This is a genomic window from Phaeodactylibacter xiamenensis (assembly GCF_000759025.1).
In the GTDB taxonomy this organism is placed as follows: Bacteria; Bacteroidota; Bacteroidia; order Chitinophagales; family Saprospiraceae; genus Phaeodactylibacter; species Phaeodactylibacter xiamenensis.
This window is the reverse complement of record NZ_JPOS01000092.1, coordinates 151,253-169,989: the sequence shown is the minus strand read 5'-3', so window position 1 is coordinate 169,989 and position 18,737 is coordinate 151,253. Positions and strand designations below refer to the sequence as shown.

Genomic DNA, 18,737 nt, shown 5'->3' with positions numbered 1-18,737 from the left:
CTGATCCTGTCTTCCTCTGCTTTACAGGCACAGTTTAGTACGCTGGAGCAGCGCCTTTTCGAATTGCCCGATGTGCTCTTCAAAGCCATTGATGCGCCTGATGGGTTCGAAGCCGCCTATGAGCTGCATATCAAGCAGCCCATTGACCATGAAAACCCGGAAAAGGGGCACTTCTACCAGCGTGCTTACCTGTCGCACCGCAGTTTCGAAGCGCCAATGGTTCTGGCCACCGAGGGCTATTAAGGTGATGGTTTTCGGCGCTCCCGAACGAGGCGAGTCTTTTAACGTACTGATTAAACGTTTGCGTAAATCCAAGGGGCTCACTTCTTGATTCTCCAAATACGATTCATAGGATACCAAATTATCATAGTCTGCCTCCCAGCGCCTGCGCCAGGATTTTACCGTATTCAGTGAAATATCCAGTTCCCTTTTGATGTGGGAATTGCTTTGTCCTTGATTGGCCATTAGCAATAGCTTGATGCGCTTGGCTAGTTGCTGGCTTGTCGTATGCCGGCGCCCTATATCCTGCAATATCTCCTTTTGTAGTAGAGTCATCGGGATTGGGGCAGCCGGTGCTTGGCCTCTTCCCATGGTATTTTCTGTCAAAGAACGTTTAAAATTATCAATTATTTATGTCTTAAGCCAGTAGTTTGGCTGCATCCCCCCTGAGGTGAGGAAGCCCGATCTGATCGGCAGTGCGCTGACATTCTAAAAGTAACCCAATGGCAGGCTGAGGCTGCCCCAGCTGTATGTATCCATCCGCAACATTAATTAAACTGTAAATGAAGTATCCGGGGTCCGCACCTGCTCTGGCCTGAGCTTCTGCTTCAGAAAGGTAGCCCATGCCCTGCTCTTTAGCGCCTTGCCTCAGGGACAAAAGGCCTAAAATGGACAACGCGTAGCTGGTACTGGAAGGGTCCTGCATCTTTTTACCCATGTCCAGCGCATAATCCAGAACTTCCCGGGCGGTTTCCAGCCTGGACACTTCAATCAGGTACACACCATAGTCTGACAGGCCTATCGCCAGTTCTCTGTTGACAAATTGATGGGTACGGACCAGTTGCCAGGACTGTTCACGGTAGCGGCCCTCCTGCAGGGTATCGCCCATATTCCCATAAATGGTGCCAAGGTTCTCATATAGTCCGGCCAGGTGGTTGTTGTTGCCCAGTGCTTCATCAATGGCTATAGCCTCCAGCAGATAACTGATCCCCTCTTCCTGATTAATCTGCATGTTGGCCAGGTTTTCCAGTATATAGGGCAGTATTTCTTTGAAATCAATACGTTTTGCTGCTTCAAGTGCCTGGTTATAATTGAGTACAGCAGAATCCGGTTGCCCCAGCTGCCGGAAGGTGCTGCCGAGGTTGAACAAGGCAGCAGTTGCCTTTTTGCGTGGGGGCTTCCATACCGGATACAATAGCTTCCATTAGTGTGTAGTAGTATCTGGCGGAGTCGGGCTGGCTTTGATAGAAGAAAATATTCCCGAGCAGGTTATAGGCTTCTAGCCGGACTTTGCCTGACGGGTTGGGGTCAAGCGAAAGCGCTTGGTGTACCATGGTTTTAGCAGGTTCAAATCCACCATTCATACACTCGTAATCGGCGAGGCAGATTTGAGCAAGGGCGAGCCGTTCTTTGTCCTGAGTAGCTTCCGCTATCGCCATAGCAGCTTCTGCAAAGGTGAAGCCAGACTCCGGATTGATTTTGAGGTACTGGTTGGCGAGTTGAAGGTTGATGGTAAATCGCTCATCTTGTGAGAGGTCATCCTTCAAAAGTTGCTCCAGGCTGTCGAGGCTGGCAGGCTGACCGCTCAGAAGGGCCGGCATTAGCAGGGTGCTCAGGCTGATGAGCAGCCAATAAGTCTGTTTCACACTACAATAAATTAAGATTGTTCAGTAATTTTTCACGGTAGGTTTTGCCAATGGTCACGGTCTTATTGCCAACGACCAGCCAGGCGCCGCTGCTTTCAATACGCTCGATGGCTGAGGTCCGGACGATGGCGGAGCGGTGCACCTGCAGAAAATCCTGCATCGGTAGTTTGACGGCAATTTCTTTAAGCGGGCTTCTGACCAAAAAAGTGTCTTCGGCTGTGGTTACCGTGCAGTAGCGGTCTTTCGAAACCTCTACCAGCAGGATATCTTCAAAACGGACCTTGTGGATCATATCCGCGGCTTTGACAAACAAAGCTTGCTGCAATGCAATGCCACTTTCCCAATCCGGACTGACCTGCAGGGTTTCCCGCTCCATCTGATCAGCAGCAAAGCGGTAAATCGCCAGTTCCAAAGCGGCCTGTAGGTCTTGCTGTGTGAACGGCTTTACCAAATAGCCATAGGGCAGGGTACCCTTCACCCGGTCGAGCGTAGCCTGATCAGCTCGGGCGGTAGTGTAAATGAGGGGTGTTGGTCGCAGTTGGTTGATGCGGTTGGCTAGTTCAATTCCGTCTTGCTGCCCGTTGATTTCGATATCCAACAGTACAACATCCGGCTTAGTAGCGAATAGCAACTCCAGAGCTTGTCTGGCATTGTCGGCCAGACCTGCCAGTTCGTACCCCAGCTCCTGAGTAACGACAAACAAGAACTCCTGATGAATCGGATTGTCTTCTACACCAAGTATTTTGATCATGAGTCCAGTATCCGGGGTTAATTTCCAATCGGAAACCCATATTGTAAGCTTTCTGTGCTTTTTCCTCAAATATATACGGAAGATCAGCCAGCAGGATGCAAATTTAATTCAATTTCAAGCAGTAGGGAAGGTGCCTTGTGAATACATGGCGTTTTGATTTAAGTGCGGGGACTGTATCGGTGTTCATGAAACAATGACCACTATTCGTACGCCAGTACCTCCACCAGGTAAGCACCGGAATACCCTAAGTCTTTGAGCTCGCTGCGCATATCCTCTGCTTCCTGCCGGGAACGGAAACACTTCTTAGTTTCCACCACCCATACCTGTTCACAGGGGCGGTAGCGTGCCACCAGATATTTGTGGAAAGGGTAGTCCTTGGGATGCGTGAACTTTAGTATAGCCACCTGCACCTTGTATTCGGTTACAGGAGTGGTCTCAAACTTCGGCAGTGCCGGAGGCTTTGCCATAGCCCCCTTGTCATACATCACAGGGATTTCATCGCAATAAGAGGGGCGCTCTTGTGCCTGGCTTAGAATTGGCAACAGGCAAATGTTGATCAGGAGTACAAAATATTTAGCTATATTCATGAGCGTCTGTTTATGGTGTCACAGCTTTCTGTCTGTGTATTGACCAAGGCAAAATAACGATTTTATTGCAATAATAGTGTTAGGCGTTTTATCTTCCTGCCAGAATCAATTTATGACTAATGAATCGTTTACTGCTGCTACTGTTATTTCTTGCTTTCAGCTTCACTTTTCTTCTGGCTCAATCCGATGACCCGCTGCGTACTAAAGCCAATGAGCTTGCCCGGCAGTTTATTATCACCGATGGGCATGTGGACCTGCCCTACCGTCTGCGGGTACAGAATTTCCGCCTGGAGCGGGAGTACCTGGGCATCCCGGTAGAAACGGACAAAGGCGACTTTGACTATGTTCGGGCCAAGGCAGGCGGGCTGGATGCTCCTTTCATGTCTATATTCATTCCTGCTTCACGGGAAGATAACGGAGCAAGGGCGCTGGCAGATTCCCTCATTGATATGGTGGTAGGTATTACACAAGCCCACCCGGATAAGTTTGCCCTGGCCAATTCCCCGGCTGAGGTGGAGGCTAATTTTAAAAAAGGCATCATCTCTTTGCCCATGGGCATGGAAAATGGCTCGCCTATTGAGCGGAAGCTCGAAAATGTACAGTACTGGCATGACCGTGGCATCCGTTACATCACCCTCACGCACAGCAAAGACAACCACATCTGCGATTCCTCCTATGACACCACCGGCACCTGGAACGGCCTCAGCCCTTTCGGGCAACAGGTAGTCCGTGAGATGAACCGGGTAGGGGTCATGGTGGATATCTCCCATGTCTCCGATAGCACTTTTTGGCAGGTGATGGAAATGACGGACGTGCCCTGCATCGCTTCACATTCTTCCTGCCGTAAATTTACCCCGGGTTTTGAGCGCAATATGAATGACGATATGATCCGCCGCCTGGCAGATAACAACGGCGTCATGCAGATCAATTTCGGCTCCACTTTCCTCGATGGCAATATCTCAAAGCAGATGGATGAAAAACGGGCGGAACTTACCCGGCTACTGGAAGAAAAAGGCTTAAGTTACGACGACGAGGAAGCCCAACCGGTGATTGATAAATTCCAGGAAGACAATGAGGTGCTGATGGCGGATGTAAAAACCGTGGCAGATCACATTGACCATGTGGTAAGCCTGGTAGGCGTGAACCACGTTGGGTTTGGGTCGGACTACGATGGAGTGGGAGATACCCTTCCTACTGGTCTGAAGGATGTCTCTCAGTACCCCAACCTCATTTACGAACTACTGCAGCGCGGCTATTCAGAATCTGACATTGAAAAAATCTGTTATAAAAATGTGTGGCGGGTATGGCAGGCGGTAGAGGATGCAGCGGAGTGACCCCTGTTACCAGCGGGCGTATTCAATGTATTTGGCGATAGCATCTGCTTTGGCTTTTCCTTCAAGCCTTTCTACGAGGTATAGCGCCCCGTCAATCCCGGAAGAAACACCGGCTGCGGTGACGATTTTGCCGGAGTCTACATACTTTACGCCAGTTAATACTTCGCTCTGTGGTGCTTCCTGCTTCAAGCGCTCAATTTCCCCGTGGAAGGTAGTCACCCGGTGCCCGTTCAGCAGCCCGGCGGTGGCATAGTAAAATACGCCGGTGCAAACGCTGAATAGTACCTGGCAGGCCGGGGCGGTCTCCTGTATCCATCGAATAACTTCCGCTTGTTGGACAGCTTCTTCAGAATTACCTCCAAAAGTTGCCAGTATATCTGCCGGCGGGCAGTCCGTGATGTCGTACTGTGGCAGTATCTTCACTATCCCCTGACTGGTCACCGGGCTTTTGTCCCAGGCAACGATGAAGACTTCCCACCCTGCATTGGTGAACACCTCAACCGGGCCGGCAAAGTCAAGGATTTCCATGCCCGGATGGATGAGGGCAGCTATGCGTATGGCGTTGTGCATCGGGATTGGTTTTAGATTAGTATTAGGCAGAAGTTGGAGCTCATCGCCGAAGGGCTTCAATGACGTCCCCGACATTCCGTTGTTCAAAGGCTTGCATCAGCCTGAGCCCGTTTCTTAGTGCCCACCCCGGCGGACGGGCGACAAGGCCTCCAACCTGGTGAACCCAATAGTCTGCCTGTTCAAGCCGTTGCTCGTAGGCTGAGCCCTTCAGCCGCCACAGCTCACAAGCCAGTTCCCAGGAAAACGCCCGGGCATTGCCCATACTGAAGTTGATGATGGCTTCGTCTTTATCATTGCCCAGCCAATCCGCCAGAAAAAACAGAGGAGAAACCCGGCTCAGCCGGTCCTGTAGCTCGTTCACGATCTCAGCCAATATTTCATTGACTTTTTCGAAGTCATGTTTCAAGGGTAGGAGCGGCTTGTCTTTCATTAGCTGGCTGGCGGCAATAGCCAAATCGTAGTTGATGTGCGCATTCATACCTAGTAAGATGTGCTGAATAATTGCCACGGAGGAACGGGTGCTTTCAAAAGCCAGGCGCCAACACCGGGCGATAGGCTTACCGCGCTGCCAATCCTCATAGGCATCCAGATAAAGATTGGCGAAAGCCACATCGAATTGCTCCATTCGGGGCCCGTCCTCAAAGGCTCTCCGGGCAATAGCCCGTTGTACCTGATCGGTGGTCCGGCGGTAAACATAGGCAAACAGCCCGGCAGGATCACCGTTGGCAATCGATGTGTCTATGATACGATCGAGGGCATCAAGGACCTCTCTTATGGTTGTTGGGCGCATGATCGTGGGGTATTAGGCTTTCAAAATAAGAAAAAATTGATGAACAACCTTAATCTTATTATTTGTCGCTGGCCGTTAACTGTAGCCATTCAAGCGCTGAATTCCGCCAAAAATTCTATTTTTGCCCGTCAAGTCCAAAACCAAATCGCCATGCGGAATAAATTTCTTCTTTTCTTTCTGATCCTGTCTTCCTCTGCTTTACAGGCACAGTTTAGTACGCTGGAGCAGCGCCTTTTCGAATTGCCCGATGTGCTCTTCAAAGCCATTGATGCGCCTGATGGGTTCGAAGCCGCCTATGAGCTGCATATCAAGCAGCCCATTGACCATGAAAACCCGGAAAAGGGGCACTTCTACCAGCGTGCTTACCTGTCGCACCGCAGTTTCGAAGCGCCAATGGTTCTGGCCACCGAGGGCTATATGCGCCCTTCCAACCGTATGTACGAACTCACTGGCTACCTCGATGCCAATCAGGTGGATGTGGAGCACCGCTACTTTGGTACTTCTTCACCGGATTCACTGGATTATACTTACCTGAACCTGAAGCAGGTGACGGCCGATTTGCACCATATCCGTACTTTGCTGGGGCAACTGTACACACAGCCCTGGGTGAGTACGGGCATTAGCAAAGGGGGGCAAACCACGATCTTCTACCGCTACTTTTACCCTGATGACGTGGCTGCTTCCGTGCCCTACGTAGCGCCCCTCAACCTGGAGCTGACGGATGACCGGATTTACGAATTCCTGGCGAATGTGGGTACTGAAGAATGCCGCAAAGGCATCCGCGATGTGCAAATGCGCGTATTGAAAAATCGGGAGGAATTGCTGCCCCTGCTTCGTTGGCACGCCAAAGGCGCAGGCATGGAATTTACCTATCTCAGTCTGGAAGAAGCTTTCGAATATGCGGTTTTGGAATACCCTTTTTCTTTTTGGCAGTTGGGGCACGACTGTGAGGCGATCCCAGGCAAAACAGCTGACCTGGAAACCCTGCTGGAGCACTTTGTCAAGGTTGTAGGGTTGGATTTCTACGCTGATGCCTCCATGTTTGGCTATGCCTCACACTACTGGCAGGCGGGCGATGAGATGGGCTACTATGGCTTTCAGACCAAGCCCTTCAAAGGTTTGTTGAAGGAAATTACAGAAGAGGAGCCTACCGCCATCTTTATGCCGGGCAAAGCTCCGATGAAGTTTGATCCTGCTTTCGTAAAGTCTGTCTACAACTGGACACAGCGCGAGGCCGATGAAATGATCTACATCTACGGCGCGATTGATACCTGGACCGCTACAGGGGTCCCCGTTTCCGACAAGGTAGATGCCAAGTGGTTCGTCATGGAAGGCAAAGACCACGGCAGTGCCCGCATCCGCAATATGAGCGAAGCGGAGCGTGCAGAGCTCCTGCAAACTCTGGAGCAGTGGATGAATGCAAGTAAACATTAAAAGATATTCAGAGAGCTATGAGAATTTTGCTGATTTTGCTGGCGCTAAGCCTTAATGCGATTGGGCTGATGGCGCAAGACACACAGGCTGGCGATACCACGATTTACCGGGCACTGGAGGCCCCTCCCCGTTTTCCGGCCTGCGAACAACTGGACACCACGCTGATAGTCATACAGAAATGTGCAGAGCAGTCTTTGCTCGAGTTTATGTACAGCAACATCCGCTACCCGCAGGAAGCCCGGCAGCAGAACCTGGAAGGCAATGTGGTCGCTACTTTTGTGGTTGAAAAAGATGGGAGCCTTTCCAACTTATCCGTGCTGAAAGACATTGGCGGTGGCGCCGGGCTGGAAGTCCTTCGGGTAGTGGAAGCTATGAATGAGGCAGAGATCCGCTGGGTGCCTGCCGAAAAAGACGGACAACCCGTACGGTTTCAGTATACCCTGCCGATAAAGTTCAAACTGGAGGAAGCACCTCCTTACACCATGGTTGGCCGGGATTCGGTATATACCATCTATGACACGCCCCTTGAATTTACGGGTGGGCAGGATGCTCTTATGGCTTACCTGCAGGATAACCTGGATTACCCGGAGGTACCTGCTGATACCTGTATCGTAGGGCGGGTAGAGCTACAGTTGCTGGTACGGCCGTCCGGAGAGGTACGTATTCTTGACCTGGTAGATTTCAATGACCTTGGCTTCGACTTTTGGTATGAAGCCATAGATGCAGCAACTTCCACGTACGGCAAATGGGATATCGCTACCTATGAGGGGCGGGGAGTTTCAGCTGCATTCGACCTGAGCTTGCCCTTTATCCCCGAAAACACAGCTTGTGCTACTCTGGTGGAAGAGTACGAAGCTGCGAATACCCTGGCTCAGGAAGGTGCCAAGTTGTTTGCTGATGAGGAACAGGAACCGGGTCTCGCTAAACTGACGCAGGCCATTGATATGTTTCCGAACAATGCGGAATTCCTGCTCATGCGGGGGCAGGCTTATCTGGACATGCAGCGCTACAGTGAGGCTTGTTCTGACTTGCGCCTGGCGCGGTCCATCTCCCTCGTAACCTGGTATGATGCGGTGCTGCCGATCATTTGCCGGCAGTAAAAAATGAGGAGCATGAGAAAGTGGGGGCTGGCTATATTGGTTGCAGTACTGGCCCTGCCGGTGATTTTCAACTACCATTCGGAGCAGCCGGTGGAAGCCCTGCGTGCGGCTTATACCTATCCGGAGTCTGCATTTACGGAAGTCATGGGCATGCCGGTGCACTATCGCTCCGCTGGGGAGGGCCCGGTTCTGCTGCTCCTGCATGGTACCGGCGCAACGCTGCACACCTGGGAAGGCTGGACAGCTGAATTGCGGGATTCCTTTCGGGTCATTAGTGTGACTTTACCTGCCTTCGGGCTTACCGGCCCACGTCCGGATGAGGATTATTCTATCCCTGCCTATGTTGATTTTGTAGAGGCTTTTGCCAAAAAGGCAGGCTTGGAACGGTTTTATCTGGCTGGCAACTCACTTGGCGGGCTGATTGCCTGGGAATATGCCCTGGCCCACCCGGAGCGCGTCCAAAAGCTGGTATTGCTTAATGCATCCGGCTGGCCCCGCGATAGAGAAATGCCTTTGGCTATGCGCCTGGCCAGAAAGCCGGTATTCAGGCAGTTGTTGCAGCGGATTACCCCCAAAGCGCTCTTCCGGAAGTCCCTTCGAGAAGTGTACGCCAATCCTGACCGTATTTCGGATACGCTGGTGGACCGGTACTTTGATCTCTTCCTGCGGGAGGGCAACCGCCGGGCCTACGTGCAGCGCTTAAATCAGTCTTATCAGCCTGATCCCGATCAGCTTTCCGAACTTAACATTCCCACCTTCATACTCTGGGGTGAGCAGGATGCCTGGATTCCCGTGGCGGATGCGTATCGGTTTGACGAGGTACTGCCTAACAGCCAACTCCTGATTTATCCGGATGCCGGGCATGTGCCTATGGAGGAATGGCCGGCGCGCACGGCGGAGGATGTGCGGAGCTTTCTGCAATAGTGGGTTGCTTTTAGGGCTTTACGAGTGGCGTACCCGTATAATCCGTTGGAAGAATGAGCTCATAATCAAACCCGTTTATCAAGGACTGCAGGCTTTCCGATTCAGGTGGAGCAATCTGCCCCTGAGCGACCGCCTCCCGGATCGGGCGGAGGTCAATGAGTGCAAAAGCATCCTTCCGGGCCTGCAGGATTAAGGGCAGGTTTTGGCAATAATAGCGGTTGCGTTCTTCGAGCCAGTCGGTCACTGCTCCGTCTTCAACGCGGTAGTAGCGGTTCCATACCGCGATGTTGATGCTTTCCAGGCCCGCTTCGCTGGCAAGTGTGTGGGTGAGTTCCCCCAGGTCGAGCTCTCCGCCTGATTCGACTTTACTGGCGTGCAGCCGGCCGATTTTGACAAAAACTTTGGGCGCCCCGTGCCTGTCGTACTGTTTTTGAAAATTGTTCCTGATGTACTGCACCCGGTCTCCGTGTGAGGCACCGCCACGGTAGCGGTCGTAAATATCCCAGCTGATTTTTAGATCGTTCAAAAGGGCTTTGGCCTCCGGAGAATGGGCTTCCAGGGCACTGAAATAGGCTTTTACCGCTGGCTCTTTTAAAATGCGCCCAAATACGGGGAAGCCTTTATCGTCCTGATTTTCCTGTATCATCCACTTCCGGATAGTGGCAACGGCGGCTTGATGGAGTACTGTGGGTACGTCCTCGGGTTCTAACTGGCTTTGCAGCCAATCCAGCAAAAAGAATACCGATGAAAAGTACTCCTGATCCAGCCCCCAAATGGAAAAGCCTTCCCGGCGAATTGCCTGAAGAAAGGCGGCATCTTCCTGCAGTTCGAAAAAAGGCATGGGTACGTCAGCGATAGCTTCAAACTGGTACTGCTCATAGAATGCGGCGAGGTTGACCGGTATATTTTCGGGCACTGTGGTCAGTTGTTCCAGGTACTGGGCAGAATGAGGCCCGATTTCGCACGCAAAGTGCCGGAAACCGTTCGCGCGGAGCAGCGGGGCCAGTTGTTCCACAAAGCGGGACAGGGTAGGGGAGCCGTGGGTTTCTCCCAATACCAGGATTTGGGCAGTTTGTACGGCCTGTTCGAGCGTTTGGGCCCCTTCACCGGTAAACCCCTCCGGCGTAAGTTGGAAATAGTGCGTATGGGATGCGACAAAGGCACTGTCGAGTGCGGGTAATGCTGAGCTTGGGATGTTGGTTTTGGGAGTCTGACAGGCCCAAACCACGAATAAGGAAAAGTATAGCAGGTATTTCATAGCTGGAGTAGTTTGTGCCCGGCAGCTGTTGTGGCCACCGGGCAGTTGTCAGTCGGGTGATTTATCGAACGGTAAAGTCGTTCAGGCTGTCAAATTCTACTAATTCATAGCGGGGGGAGCACTCGTATAGCCAGCGCAGGATGCCCACGTGCCCGGCCCCAAAGAGGATAAGCACCCGGTCATCGTCCTGAATATCTAATTGCTGGATTTTATGGAAAATGCGCAGGTTGCGGTTCATCCAGAACATGGACAGCGCATCCGGTCCTTCAAAGGCTTCCGAGTCAAACTGCCCACCGGAAATATAGGCTCCGAAGTAACGGTCGATGACCTTATCCTGATTGAGGTACAGGAAGTTTTCCAGCAGGGTGTTGTGTGGCATTTGTTTGTCGCTGTAAACGTACCATTCCTTGTAGCGCTTCATCCACTCATCTTTGCCCCCAAAGTAATGCCGGTCGCCAACCCTTTTAATGTATTGATCGGCTTCCGAGTCTCCAATTTTGTCATGCAGATCGCCCAGTAACCCCCATGCATCGCAGCCGTAGATCGTATCCAGCCCCAGCTGATCCATCAGGCGAATGCCGACCTGATCGCGTTCATTGGCATATAGTTCCTCTTCGCCTTTTTTCCAGCGGCGGTAGCGGTTCATGAGGTAGCCGGTATTGGCACCCGATTCCACGATGATTTTGGTCGGCTTAAACTGGGCTACGTAATCCAGCAGCTCCTGTAGCTCTTTCTGTCGTTTGGGCGTGAAAATGTTGATCTTGTCTTCCTCCCTGGTCTTGTGCTCGTCCAAACCGGGATAAGCAAAATGCCAGGTGCCCATAAGCAGCACCTGAGGCACTTGCCGTTCGCCGATGAGGAACTCGTCCGGTCCCTTGTAGGGCATCTCCTGGGCAGTGGACAATTGAAAGAAGCATAAAGCGATGAAAATGGGGATAATGGATTTCATTGGTGATAATTTTTATTGTTTTCGGTTGAGTAGAGAAATGGTCAAAAAAGCATTTATGGGCTAGTCCTGTTGAAGCAGCAAGACTTCGGAGAAGTCACATCTTAGTATCCCTTGAAACACCATAGCTGACCGACTTCGGAGAAGTCGCACGTTGACCGCTGTTAAAGGAAATAACCCAAGTGCTTTCATCTGTAATCCAGCTTGTGATTTGTATAGATGACTAAGCATAAACTCAAAAATGGAGCCCTTACCCACATCTTCCAACTGGAATCGGTAACCCTGAGGATTTCCCCGGTCAATCCCAAAATTCAAAACAGTGGGCATTCACCGGGCAATCCTGCTCATTCACCGATAGAATCTCCCTGCCAGCCTATCCTTCGGGGGGATACTGCCCATGAATTGCTTAGTTTTAGCCTAAAATTGATCCGGGATGAAACCTAAATACGGCGTTTTACTCATCTGGAGTGTGGCCTTTTTCCTGATATATGTAGAGCTTAGGGATATTGCTGATGACGGCATTCAAAGCTTTGTGGATACCTGGACCAGCCAAAAGGGCGTCTTACTGTCTTTGTCCTCCCTGATTGCGGATATGCTGTATGCCTTTGGCTGCTATTCTGTGCTTTTCTGGCTCAGGGGCAAACCTAACCTGCTGCTGGGTGTATTACTTTTCGCGGTGTATCCATTTACCGCTGCTATTCGGTTTTTGATCGAGGAAGTACTGTACCTGCGCTGGTTTGGATTCGACAATTACTACGATCAGATGAGCACCGGTGCTTACCTGCTGGACAATTTGTACTACGCCATCCCATTTTCAGCCGTAGGTATTGTGTTTTACTTCTCACAGTATTCCCGATTCCGGGAGCGGCAAAGCCAGGAGTTGCTCATTCAAAATCAGAAGACGGAGCTGGCTTTTTTGCGGTCGCAGATCAATCCTCATTTCCTGTTCAATACCCTGAATAATGTCTATACCCTGGTTTACCAAAAATCAGATAAAGCACTGGAAGCCATGGAAAAGCTGACGGGCCTGCTCCGGTACGCTCTGTATGAGAATGCTGATCAGGTGCCCTTGGAACGGGAAGTGAGTTACATTGAGGACTTCATCAGCCTGCAGCGCCTTCGGTACGGGTACGAAGTGCAACTGCAATTTGAGGTGCCCGACAACCTGCACGGGCTGGTCATTCCCCCATTTGCGCTCATCCCCTTTGTGGAGAATGCCTTCAAGCACGGCGAGCTGCGGAATCCGGAGCACCCGGTGCTCATCCGGCTGGAGCGTACGGCATCGGCTCTGGTCTTTCACACCCAAAATACCCGGCGGGTGCAGCAAAAGGATCAGGTGGGCGGCATCGGCCTAGCCAATATCCGCAAACGCTTATCTTTGATTTATGAAGATCAGCATGAGTGGGCCGTCGAAGCAACCCAAAATAAATTCGAAGTCACCCTGAAAATCCCCATTGCCCTATGCTCCGATGTGTAATTGTGGATGATGAGCCCCTGGCCATTCAGTTATTGTCCGACTATGTCCGGAAAACTCCGGATTTGGAATTGGCGGAGGCTTTTTCCAACCCCATTGAGGCTTTGCAGTACCTGCAGGGGCAGACGGATTTGCTGCTTTTTCTGGATGTGCAAATGCCTGAGCTCACCGGCATTCAGGTGATGAAAATCCTGAATCAGCGCCTGCCGGTCATCCTCACCACTGCTTACGAGCAATATGCGCTGCAAGGGTACGAACACAACGTGGTGGATTATCTGATGAAGCCTATTTCCTACGACCGCTTTTACCAGGCCGTACAAAAAGTGGAGATTGGTGATAGGAGGCCCACCTCAGAAGTTCAGGATGCAGAATTGAATGCCTCCTATTTGTTCGTGAAAACGGAATACCGCCTGCAGCGCGTTGACTACGCCGATATTGCCTATCTGGAAGGGCAGGGCGATTATGTAGCCATCCACACGCCGGCCGGCCGCATTATGACATTGGAAAACATGAAGCATTTTGAAGAGGTGCTGCCGACAGCCTTATTTGTGCGCACGCATCGGTCCTATATCGTATCCATTCCCAAAATCGACTACATAGAGCGCAACCGGGTAGTGATTGGGAAGGAGCGCCTGCCGATTAGTGAGGGGTACCGGAAGGGGGTGATGGGTAGGTTGAAAGGGTAATATATTCGCTATCCTTCTATCTGGAAAGGATTCCAAATGGTTAGGTTGGCTAATTTTTGACTATGCTGTAAGTCTTCAGAGAGCAATATGTTGGCTTCCGCAGATTGAGCAGCTACTAAAATCAAACTGTCCCAAAACGAGAAGCTGTGTAAAGTGTGAATATCTACAGCCTTCTGAATAAGCAAAGGGGTAATTTGAATTACTTCAAATTGACATAGGTCATCAACCAGTTCTTTTACTAAGCTGGGTTGTACTTTAAACTTACCTATCATCACACTTACAAATTCTTTTAGCACTTGAGTCGAAAGTACAAAAACTGCTTCTTTAGCCCCGGCTTGGAGGATTTCCCGACATATTTGCTGTTTCCTCTGCTCATCTCCACTGAATAGATAAATCAGAAAGTTGGTGTCAAGAAAATATTTTCCGGTCGTATAATTCATTTCTGTTCCATTTCCATTTTTTTGTTGATATACTGAGGGAATTACTTCTTTCAAGTAATTTTTCTGTAGGGCTTATTGTACTTGTAGCCACATGGCGTCTTAGCAGTTCTCTTACAAACTCATTAAGGCTTGTACCGTGCAGCTTGGCATAAGCTCTGCTTTTCTCCAGTAGCTCATCAGGAATAGATAGCGTGATATTCTTCATTTTACACAGGTTATGTGTACAAATATACTGTGTTTTAAGCTTTGAAGCAATATCACCATTGTAATCCACTTAAAAAGCTTTCGCATCCTGCCCAATCAAATAGTTCGCCACCCAGCCGTAAGCGAATATGCCCAGTGCGAACACAATGATCAGCCAACTGCCGAGGGAAGGGACGAGCGCTCCAATAATGCCAACAGCTGCCAGTGCCAGGCTGTAAATGGTCAGGGAGCGCCGGGCTTTGGTGCCTTCACTGACGGAGAAAGTGCCACCGGCGGGGACTAAAAGCAATCCAAAAACAAGGCCCAGGAATAGCAGTTGACCGGCATCGCTAATGAAATAGCCCGCCAGGGATAGGAGCGATAACCCAATCAGGCCACCAGCGATATTGGAGCCCATTTTTTCATCCTCTGTCAGGGCGTGCTTGCCAATGGGGTGGAGGCGGAGGAAGAGGTTGGCTATCGGCACTGCAATCCAGGAAGACAGCGCAAACAATACGTACAGGGCGATAATAGGATAGGTGAGGGGCGCCAGGGCCGGGTTGTTCCGGGCAATACCCAGCACCACCCGATAGATGATATAAGCTCCGATTATGACTGCCCAGCGGTTTTGCTCATTCATTTTCGCCATCCAAAGGAAATACTTCAGTAGGCCGCGGTAGAAAAAGTTCTCGCCTTTGATTGCTTCCTTGAGGCCAGACCGGGCATATTCGTTATTGGGGTTCAGTCGGAGGGCTTCCCGAAAGTTTTGCTGGGCTTCCTTGAAACGGCTTTGCTCAATAGCCACCCAGCCACGGTTGGCGTGGGAGTAACTGTCCTCGGGGGCTTTGTGCAGGGCGTAGTCGATAGTCTGAGCGGCTTCGGCTTTGCGGTTGAGTTTCACCAGGGCTTGTGCCCGTATGTTGACCAGGTTGACATTTTCAGCATCCTGTTCCAGCCCCTGTTCGGCAGCGTCGAGGGCTTCCTGCCATTTTTCCTCGTAGAAGGCAACATGAGCGAGCAGCAGGAAAAAGTCTGCATCCGCCGGGTTGAGCTGAAGCCCCTGCCGGATCATTTCGCGTGCCTTTTTCGTGTTCTGATTGTAAAAGTACGCCCTTGCCATAGTGTAGAGCAGGAACGGATCGTTAGGGGCATGGCCCATGGCACGTTGGCCGAGTTCCAGGGCTTCAGCATAGCGTTTGCCGCTGAGGTAGCATTCCGCCAGCCAGGCCATGGCGTAGGCGTCATTGGGCGCATGGCTTAGGGCCTGCTTGAATTCCTTTTCGGCATCAGCCAGCCGCTTTTGGGCCAGGAGCAGCTTGCCTCGTTCCAGATGAATGTTGATCATTTCTTAATCTTGAGGTAGTCGAGGATTTCGTCATAAATGCCCGCCTCATTGGCAAAGAGGGCGTAGTTCTTGGCGGTACTGAACCATTCCTTAGTGGTGGCCCGGTGCTTTTTGATGGCTTGCTCCAGATCTTTTGTTTGCAGAGGCTGAGGTGTTCCCGTGCGAATGGCTTCTGCCAGTTTGCCTTCTATAGCCCGGTCGATGATGGCCTCCAGGTCGGCTCCGGAGAAGTCACCGGTCTTTTTGACCAATTTGCTGTAGTTTAGCTCGCTTACCGGCTTGCCTTTGAGTTTGAGCTTCAGGATGGCTTCGCGGGCGGCGGGATCGGGCGGGGGCACAAAGATGATGCGGTCAAAACGGCCCGGGCGGCGGAAGGCAGCGTCGAGGTGCCACGGGGCATTGGTTGCGGCGAGTACCAGGACGCCTTCGTTATTATACTCCACGCCGTCCAGTTCGGCGAGGAACTGATTGATGACATTCCGCCCGGCACTGTGGCGCATATCCGACCGGCTGGCCCCCAGGGCATCCACTTCGTCAAAGAACAGAACGCAGGGTTTCAGGCTTCGGGCTTTTTCGAATATAGCGTGCAGGTTGCGCTCGCTTTGCCCGATGTACATATCCAGGATATCGCTGATCCCTACGGCCAGGAAATTGGAGCCAACCTCACCGGCAGTAGCTCTTGCGAGGTGGGTCTTGCCGCAACCGGGCGGGCCATACAGCAAAATGCCACCACCAATTTTCTTCCCATAGGCCTGGTAGATTTCCGGGTGTTTCAGCGGATGGAGAATTTTCATGCGGACTTCCTCTTTTACCTGTTCCATTCCACCGACGTCTTCAAAGGTGGTCTCGGGCCGCTCTATGTCTATGCTTTTATCCTGGTCTTCGCCTTCGTTTCCTCCGGTTTTGAGCTTGATTTTTTCCGGTTCCGGCTGGTCTTTAATTTGCAGATTGATCTCTGATTCCAGGTAGGCGTCCCGGAGTTTATCATTGATGGCGATGGCATTTTCGTAGGCTTCCTTAGCGGCTTCGGCTTGCTGGCTTTGCAGCAGTAGCTTTGCGTATACGAGCCATGCTTTTGCTGGTGGAGCCGGGGCTTCCACTAGCTCTTCGATCAGTACCAGTCCGGAGCCGGTTTTCTGCTGGGCGCGGAAGGCATCGGCGAGGCCGATTTTAAGGTCGGTGTCGGCTGCGTTGAGGCGGAGTGCGGCTTTGTATTCGGCTTCCGCTTCTTCATGGCGGTCCTGCTTCATCAGTGCATTGGCCAGGAGTTTCCGCAGCGGGAGGTTGTCAGGAGCGCTTTTGAGGGCTTCGCGTAGTTGTTGTATTTCGTCCATGTGGTCCTTTCTTCTTTTGGGAAGGGCAAGGTACGGAATTTGGGGGAGAGTTGGGAGGGGGCAGTATTGCAGTGGGCAGTATTGCAGTGGGCAGTTTGGCAGTGGGCAGTATTGCAGTGGGCAGTTTGGCAGTGGGCAGTATTGTAGTGGGCAGTGGGGCAGTCTTGCAGTGGGCAGTTTGGCATGTAGAGGGAGCGAAGGTAGCCTGATGTGAGGCGGTCTGATTTCGGGCGGGTGCCGGGTTTACAGTCAACAGGTTGCCTTCGCTCCGAGGTGTTGTTAGCTCATTGCTTTGAGGGTCTGCCGGAGGTAGCGCTTGTACTTGATGCGGTACGCCCGGTAGATTTTGCGGTAGCGGGTATAGGAGTCTTCATGATCCATTACGGGATGAGGGTGCTCGCCATTGAGAGGGGCAGGCTGTTGCATAAAGCCCTGCTGTTTCATCCACTCATCGTTGTAAATCTTACCGAGGTAGCGGGTGCCGTGGTCGGGGAAGAGGGCGACAACTACATCCGTTGGCTTGAGCTGCTCCTTGAGGCGGAATACGGCCTGCATGGCAGAGCCACTGGAGTAGCCTACGAGCAGGCCTTCCTGGCGGGCCAGCTGACGGGCGCGGTGGGCGCTGCTACGGTCGGTAACTTTGATAAAGTCATCGATCAGATCGAATGCTACGTTGCCGGGGATGATGGTTTTGCCAAGGCCTTCTACTTTGTATGGATAGATTTCACTTTGGTCAAACTCGCCGGTTTCCCAGTACTTCTTGAGGACGGATCCGTAGGCATCCACCGCGATGATTTTGATGTCCGGATTTTTCTCCTTGAGGTAGCGGGCGGTGCCGGATAGGGTGCCACCGGTACCTGCGCAACAGACGTAGTGGGTGATTTTGCCCTCAGTCTGCTCCCAGATTTCCGGGCCGGTAGAGCTGTAGTGGGCTTTGGAGTTGTTGAGGTTGAAGTTTTGAGCCAGGTAGTAGGCCCCAGGGATGTCCTCAGACAACTGTTTGGCGCGGGAGTAGTAGGAGCGCGGGTCCTCGGGGGCTGCATCTGCAGGGCAGACCACCACTTCGGCACCCATGGCTTTCAGCAGGGACAGCTTCTCCTGAGAGGCTTTGCTGGAAACCGTGAGGACACAACGGTAGCCCTTCAGGCTGCAGATCATGGCCAGGCTGTAGCCGGTGTTGCCGGAAGTGGCCTCCACAATGGTGTCTCCGGGCTTGATAAGCCCTTCGCGCTCTGCCTGTTCGACCATAAACAACGCCGTCCGGTCTTTAGCCGATTGCCCGGGGTTGTAAGCTTCTACTTTTCCGTAAATTTTCGCCGGCAGGTCCTTAGTGATCCGGCTAAGATGGATGAGTGGCGTATTGCCGATAGTTGCCAGTACGTTCTCGTATCGCATATAAGCTTGCTTTTTGCTCACGATAGGCTGTACTTTTGTACAGCATGTTTGATTTTTATAGGCTTAGTTGCCCGGAGTGTATGGTCCGGAAACTAAGTACAGATTTGCAGTCCCGATACGATTGTGAAGCAAAGGTAATAAATTTTTTGCCTCTGGGAAGATCGGTATTTCTATTTCTCCTTTGTCCCGAAAAGTATTTTAAACGCAATGATCAATATAACCTCCCTGCAATGAAAAAAGTCAACAATCAGAATTGGAAGCCGTTTTTGACGTATCTTGCTATTTATTTTTTTGGTACGCGCAGCCATTGCTGTATCGGCA

At 51.6% G+C, this 18,737-nt stretch carries 19 protein-coding genes and 2 pseudogenes; 7 read left to right on the top strand and 14 right to left on the bottom strand.

The features are described from left to right. Nucleotides 1-243 (top strand): annotated as a pseudogene (locus tag IX84_RS34250) (S28 family serine protease); the annotation flags it as partial. A 141-nt stretch (nt 244-384) separates the two neighbouring features. Here IX84_RS34250 and IX84_RS34745 read toward each other — a convergent pair. The 5 genes and pseudogenes from IX84_RS34745 to IX84_RS28320 form a co-directional block, all read right to left on the bottom strand. Next, nucleotides 385-555 (bottom strand): annotated as a pseudogene (locus IX84_RS34745) (helix-turn-helix domain-containing protein); the annotation flags it as partial. Between the two features lie 82 nt (nt 556-637). After that, complete coding sequence (locus tag IX84_RS28335; RefSeq protein WP_044229332.1) at nt 638-1,369, bottom strand: tetratricopeptide repeat protein; 732 nt, start codon at nt 1,367-1,369, stop codon at nt 638-640. Continuing rightward, entirely contained in the window at nt 1,305-1,865 is a 561-nt protein-coding gene (locus tag IX84_RS28330) for a hypothetical protein (protein WP_044229330.1), read from the bottom strand. Before IX84_RS28330 ends, IX84_RS28335 begins: the two co-directional genes overlap by 65 nt. Before the next feature lies 1 nt (nt 1,866). Continuing rightward, complete coding sequence (locus tag IX84_RS28325) at nt 1,867-2,616, bottom strand: LytR/AlgR family response regulator transcription factor (RefSeq protein ID WP_044229327.1); 750 nt, start codon at nt 2,614-2,616, stop codon at nt 1,867-1,869. A 200-nt stretch (nt 2,617-2,816) separates the two neighbouring features. Next, nucleotides 2,817-3,203 carry a hypothetical protein gene (locus IX84_RS28320; protein WP_044229326.1) on the bottom strand — a complete coding sequence of 129 codons (387 nt, stop codon included), beginning with the start codon at nt 3,201-3,203 and terminating at the stop codon, nt 2,817-2,819. 119 nt (nt 3,204-3,322) lie between these two features. Here IX84_RS28320 and IX84_RS28315 point away from each other — a divergent pair, with 119 nt between their 5' ends. Beyond that, on the top strand, nt 3,323-4,537 hold the full coding sequence (locus IX84_RS28315; RefSeq protein WP_044229325.1) for a dipeptidase: 1,215 nt from the start codon (nt 3,323-3,325) through the stop codon (nt 4,535-4,537). Between the two features lie 6 nt (nt 4,538-4,543). Here IX84_RS28315 and IX84_RS28310 read toward each other — a convergent pair whose 3' ends face one another. After that, nucleotides 4,544-5,107, bottom strand: coding sequence for a DJ-1/PfpI family protein (locus IX84_RS28310; protein ID WP_044229323.1), 564 nt, complete (start codon nt 5,105-5,107; stop codon nt 4,544-4,546). Nucleotides 5,108-5,147: 40 nt separating this feature from the next. Next, the gene (locus tag IX84_RS28305) at nt 5,148-5,897 is read right to left on the bottom strand and encodes a DUF5995 family protein (protein WP_044229320.1); all 750 of its coding nucleotides are present in this window, start codon (nt 5,895-5,897) and stop codon (nt 5,148-5,150) included. A 150-nt stretch (nt 5,898-6,047) separates the two neighbouring features. Here IX84_RS28305 and IX84_RS28300 point away from each other — a divergent pair, with 150 nt between their 5' ends. From IX84_RS28300 to IX84_RS28290, 3 genes are read left to right on the top strand one after another with little or no spacing between them, the layout of a single operon-like run. Beyond that, on the top strand, nt 6,048-7,331 hold the full coding sequence (locus IX84_RS28300) for a S28 family serine protease (RefSeq protein WP_160213979.1): 1,284 nt from the start codon (nt 6,048-6,050) through the stop codon (nt 7,329-7,331). 17 nt (nt 7,332-7,348) lie between these two features. Further along, nucleotides 7,349-8,431 carry an energy transducer TonB gene (locus tag IX84_RS31705; RefSeq protein WP_052516482.1) on the top strand — a complete coding sequence of 361 codons (1,083 nt, stop codon included), beginning with the start codon at nt 7,349-7,351 and terminating at the stop codon, nt 8,429-8,431. A gap of 12 nt (nt 8,432-8,443) precedes the next feature. Further along, nucleotides 8,444-9,355 carry an alpha/beta fold hydrolase gene (locus IX84_RS28290; RefSeq protein WP_160213977.1) on the top strand — a complete coding sequence of 304 codons (912 nt, stop codon included), beginning with the start codon at nt 8,444-8,446 and terminating at the stop codon, nt 9,353-9,355. 10 nt (nt 9,356-9,365) lie between these two features. Here the strand turns inward: IX84_RS28290 and IX84_RS28285 are convergent, their stop codons facing one another. Then, nucleotides 9,366-10,613, bottom strand: a complete 1,248-nt coding sequence (locus IX84_RS28285) for a hypothetical protein (RefSeq protein WP_044229313.1) — start codon at nt 10,611-10,613, stop codon at nt 9,366-9,368. A 61-nt stretch (nt 10,614-10,674) separates the two neighbouring features. After that, nucleotides 10,675-11,562, bottom strand: a complete 888-nt coding sequence (locus IX84_RS28280) for a DUF5694 domain-containing protein (protein WP_044229310.1) — start codon at nt 11,560-11,562, stop codon at nt 10,675-10,677. A 430-nt stretch (nt 11,563-11,992) separates the two neighbouring features. Between IX84_RS28280 and IX84_RS28270 the strand changes: the two genes are divergently transcribed. Together IX84_RS28270 and IX84_RS28265 are read left to right on the top strand one after the other, a co-directional pair. Continuing rightward, entirely contained in the window at nt 11,993-13,036 is a 1,044-nt protein-coding gene (locus IX84_RS28270) for a sensor histidine kinase (protein ID WP_052516481.1), read from the top strand. Continuing rightward, entirely contained in the window at nt 13,021-13,719 is a 699-nt protein-coding gene (locus IX84_RS28265) for a LytR/AlgR family response regulator transcription factor (RefSeq protein WP_044229304.1), read from the top strand. The genes IX84_RS28270 and IX84_RS28265 overlap by 16 nt, the downstream gene beginning before the upstream one ends. Before the next feature lie 8 nt (nt 13,720-13,727). Here the strand turns inward: IX84_RS28265 and IX84_RS28260 are convergent, their stop codons facing one another. The 5 genes from IX84_RS28260 to IX84_RS28245 all read right to left on the bottom strand — a co-directional run bounded on the left by IX84_RS28260 (nt 13,728) and on the right by IX84_RS28245 (nt 18,416). Continuing rightward, a complete protein-coding gene (locus IX84_RS28260; RefSeq protein WP_152605280.1) occupies nt 13,728-14,213 on the bottom strand; it encodes a PIN domain-containing protein in 486 nt (161 codons plus the stop codon). Continuing rightward, on the bottom strand, nt 14,128-14,364 hold the full coding sequence (locus IX84_RS34740; protein WP_072013694.1) for a CopG family ribbon-helix-helix protein: 237 nt from the start codon (nt 14,362-14,364) through the stop codon (nt 14,128-14,130). The genes IX84_RS28260 and IX84_RS34740 overlap by 86 nt, the downstream gene beginning before the upstream one ends. Nucleotides 14,365-14,433: 69 nt before the next feature. Then, complete coding sequence (locus IX84_RS28255) at nt 14,434-15,687, bottom strand: tetratricopeptide repeat protein (RefSeq protein ID WP_044229296.1); 1,254 nt, start codon at nt 15,685-15,687, stop codon at nt 14,434-14,436. After that, nucleotides 15,684-17,021: an ATP-binding protein gene (locus IX84_RS28250; protein WP_044229293.1), complete on the bottom strand. Its 1,338-nt coding sequence runs from the start codon at nt 17,019-17,021 to the stop codon at nt 15,684-15,686. The genes IX84_RS28255 and IX84_RS28250 overlap by 4 nt, the downstream gene beginning before the upstream one ends. A 279-nt stretch (nt 17,022-17,300) precedes the next feature. Then, nucleotides 17,301-18,416 (bottom strand): PLP-dependent cysteine synthase family protein, encoded by a 1,116-nt coding sequence (locus IX84_RS28245; RefSeq protein WP_044229291.1) that lies wholly within the window; start codon nt 18,414-18,416, stop codon nt 17,301-17,303. Nucleotides 18,417-18,737: the final 321 nt, after the last annotated feature.

Bases quoted from the DNA above. Each gene is read 5' to 3' on its own strand.
- IX84_RS28285 (WP_044229313.1), bottom strand. From the start codon at position 10,613: ATGAAATACCTGCTATACTTTTCCTTATTCGTGGTTTGGGCCTGTCAG.
- IX84_RS28250 (WP_044229293.1), bottom strand. From the start codon at position 17,021: ATGGACGAAATACAACAACTACGCGAAGCCCTCAAAAGCGCTCCTGAC.
- IX84_RS28270 (WP_052516481.1), top strand. From the start codon at position 11,993: ATGAAACCTAAATACGGCGTTTTACTCATCTGGAGTGTGGCCTTTTTC.
- IX84_RS28245 (WP_044229291.1), bottom strand. From the start codon at position 18,416: ATGCGATACGAGAACGTACTGGCAACTATCGGCAATACGCCACTCATC.
- IX84_RS28320 (WP_044229326.1), bottom strand. From the start codon at position 3,203: ATGAATATAGCTAAATATTTTGTACTCCTGATCAACATTTGCCTGTTG.
- IX84_RS34740 (WP_072013694.1), bottom strand. From the start codon at position 14,364: ATGAAGAATATCACGCTATCTATTCCTGATGAGCTACTGGAGAAAAGC.
- IX84_RS28300 (WP_160213979.1), top strand. From the start codon at position 6,048: ATGCGGAATAAATTTCTTCTTTTCTTTCTGATCCTGTCTTCCTCTGCT.
- IX84_RS28280 (WP_044229310.1), bottom strand. From the start codon at position 11,562: ATGAAATCCATTATCCCCATTTTCATCGCTTTATGCTTCTTTCAATTG.
- IX84_RS31705 (WP_052516482.1), top strand. From the start codon at position 7,349: ATGAGAATTTTGCTGATTTTGCTGGCGCTAAGCCTTAATGCGATTGGG.
- IX84_RS28315 (WP_044229325.1), top strand. From the start codon at position 3,323: ATGAATCGTTTACTGCTGCTACTGTTATTTCTTGCTTTCAGCTTCACT.
- IX84_RS28255 (WP_044229296.1), bottom strand. From the start codon at position 15,687: ATGATCAACATTCATCTGGAACGAGGCAAGCTGCTCCTGGCCCAAAAG.
- IX84_RS28265 (WP_044229304.1), top strand. From the start codon at position 13,021: ATGCTCCGATGTGTAATTGTGGATGATGAGCCCCTGGCCATTCAGTTA.
- IX84_RS28325 (WP_044229327.1), bottom strand. From the start codon at position 2,616: ATGATCAAAATACTTGGTGTAGAAGACAATCCGATTCATCAGGAGTTC.
- IX84_RS28290 (WP_160213977.1), top strand. From the start codon at position 8,444: ATGAGAAAGTGGGGGCTGGCTATATTGGTTGCAGTACTGGCCCTGCCG.
- IX84_RS28305 (WP_044229320.1), bottom strand. From the start codon at position 5,897: ATGCGCCCAACAACCATAAGAGAGGTCCTTGATGCCCTCGATCGTATC.
- IX84_RS28310 (WP_044229323.1), bottom strand. From the start codon at position 5,107: ATGCACAACGCCATACGCATAGCTGCCCTCATCCATCCGGGCATGGAA.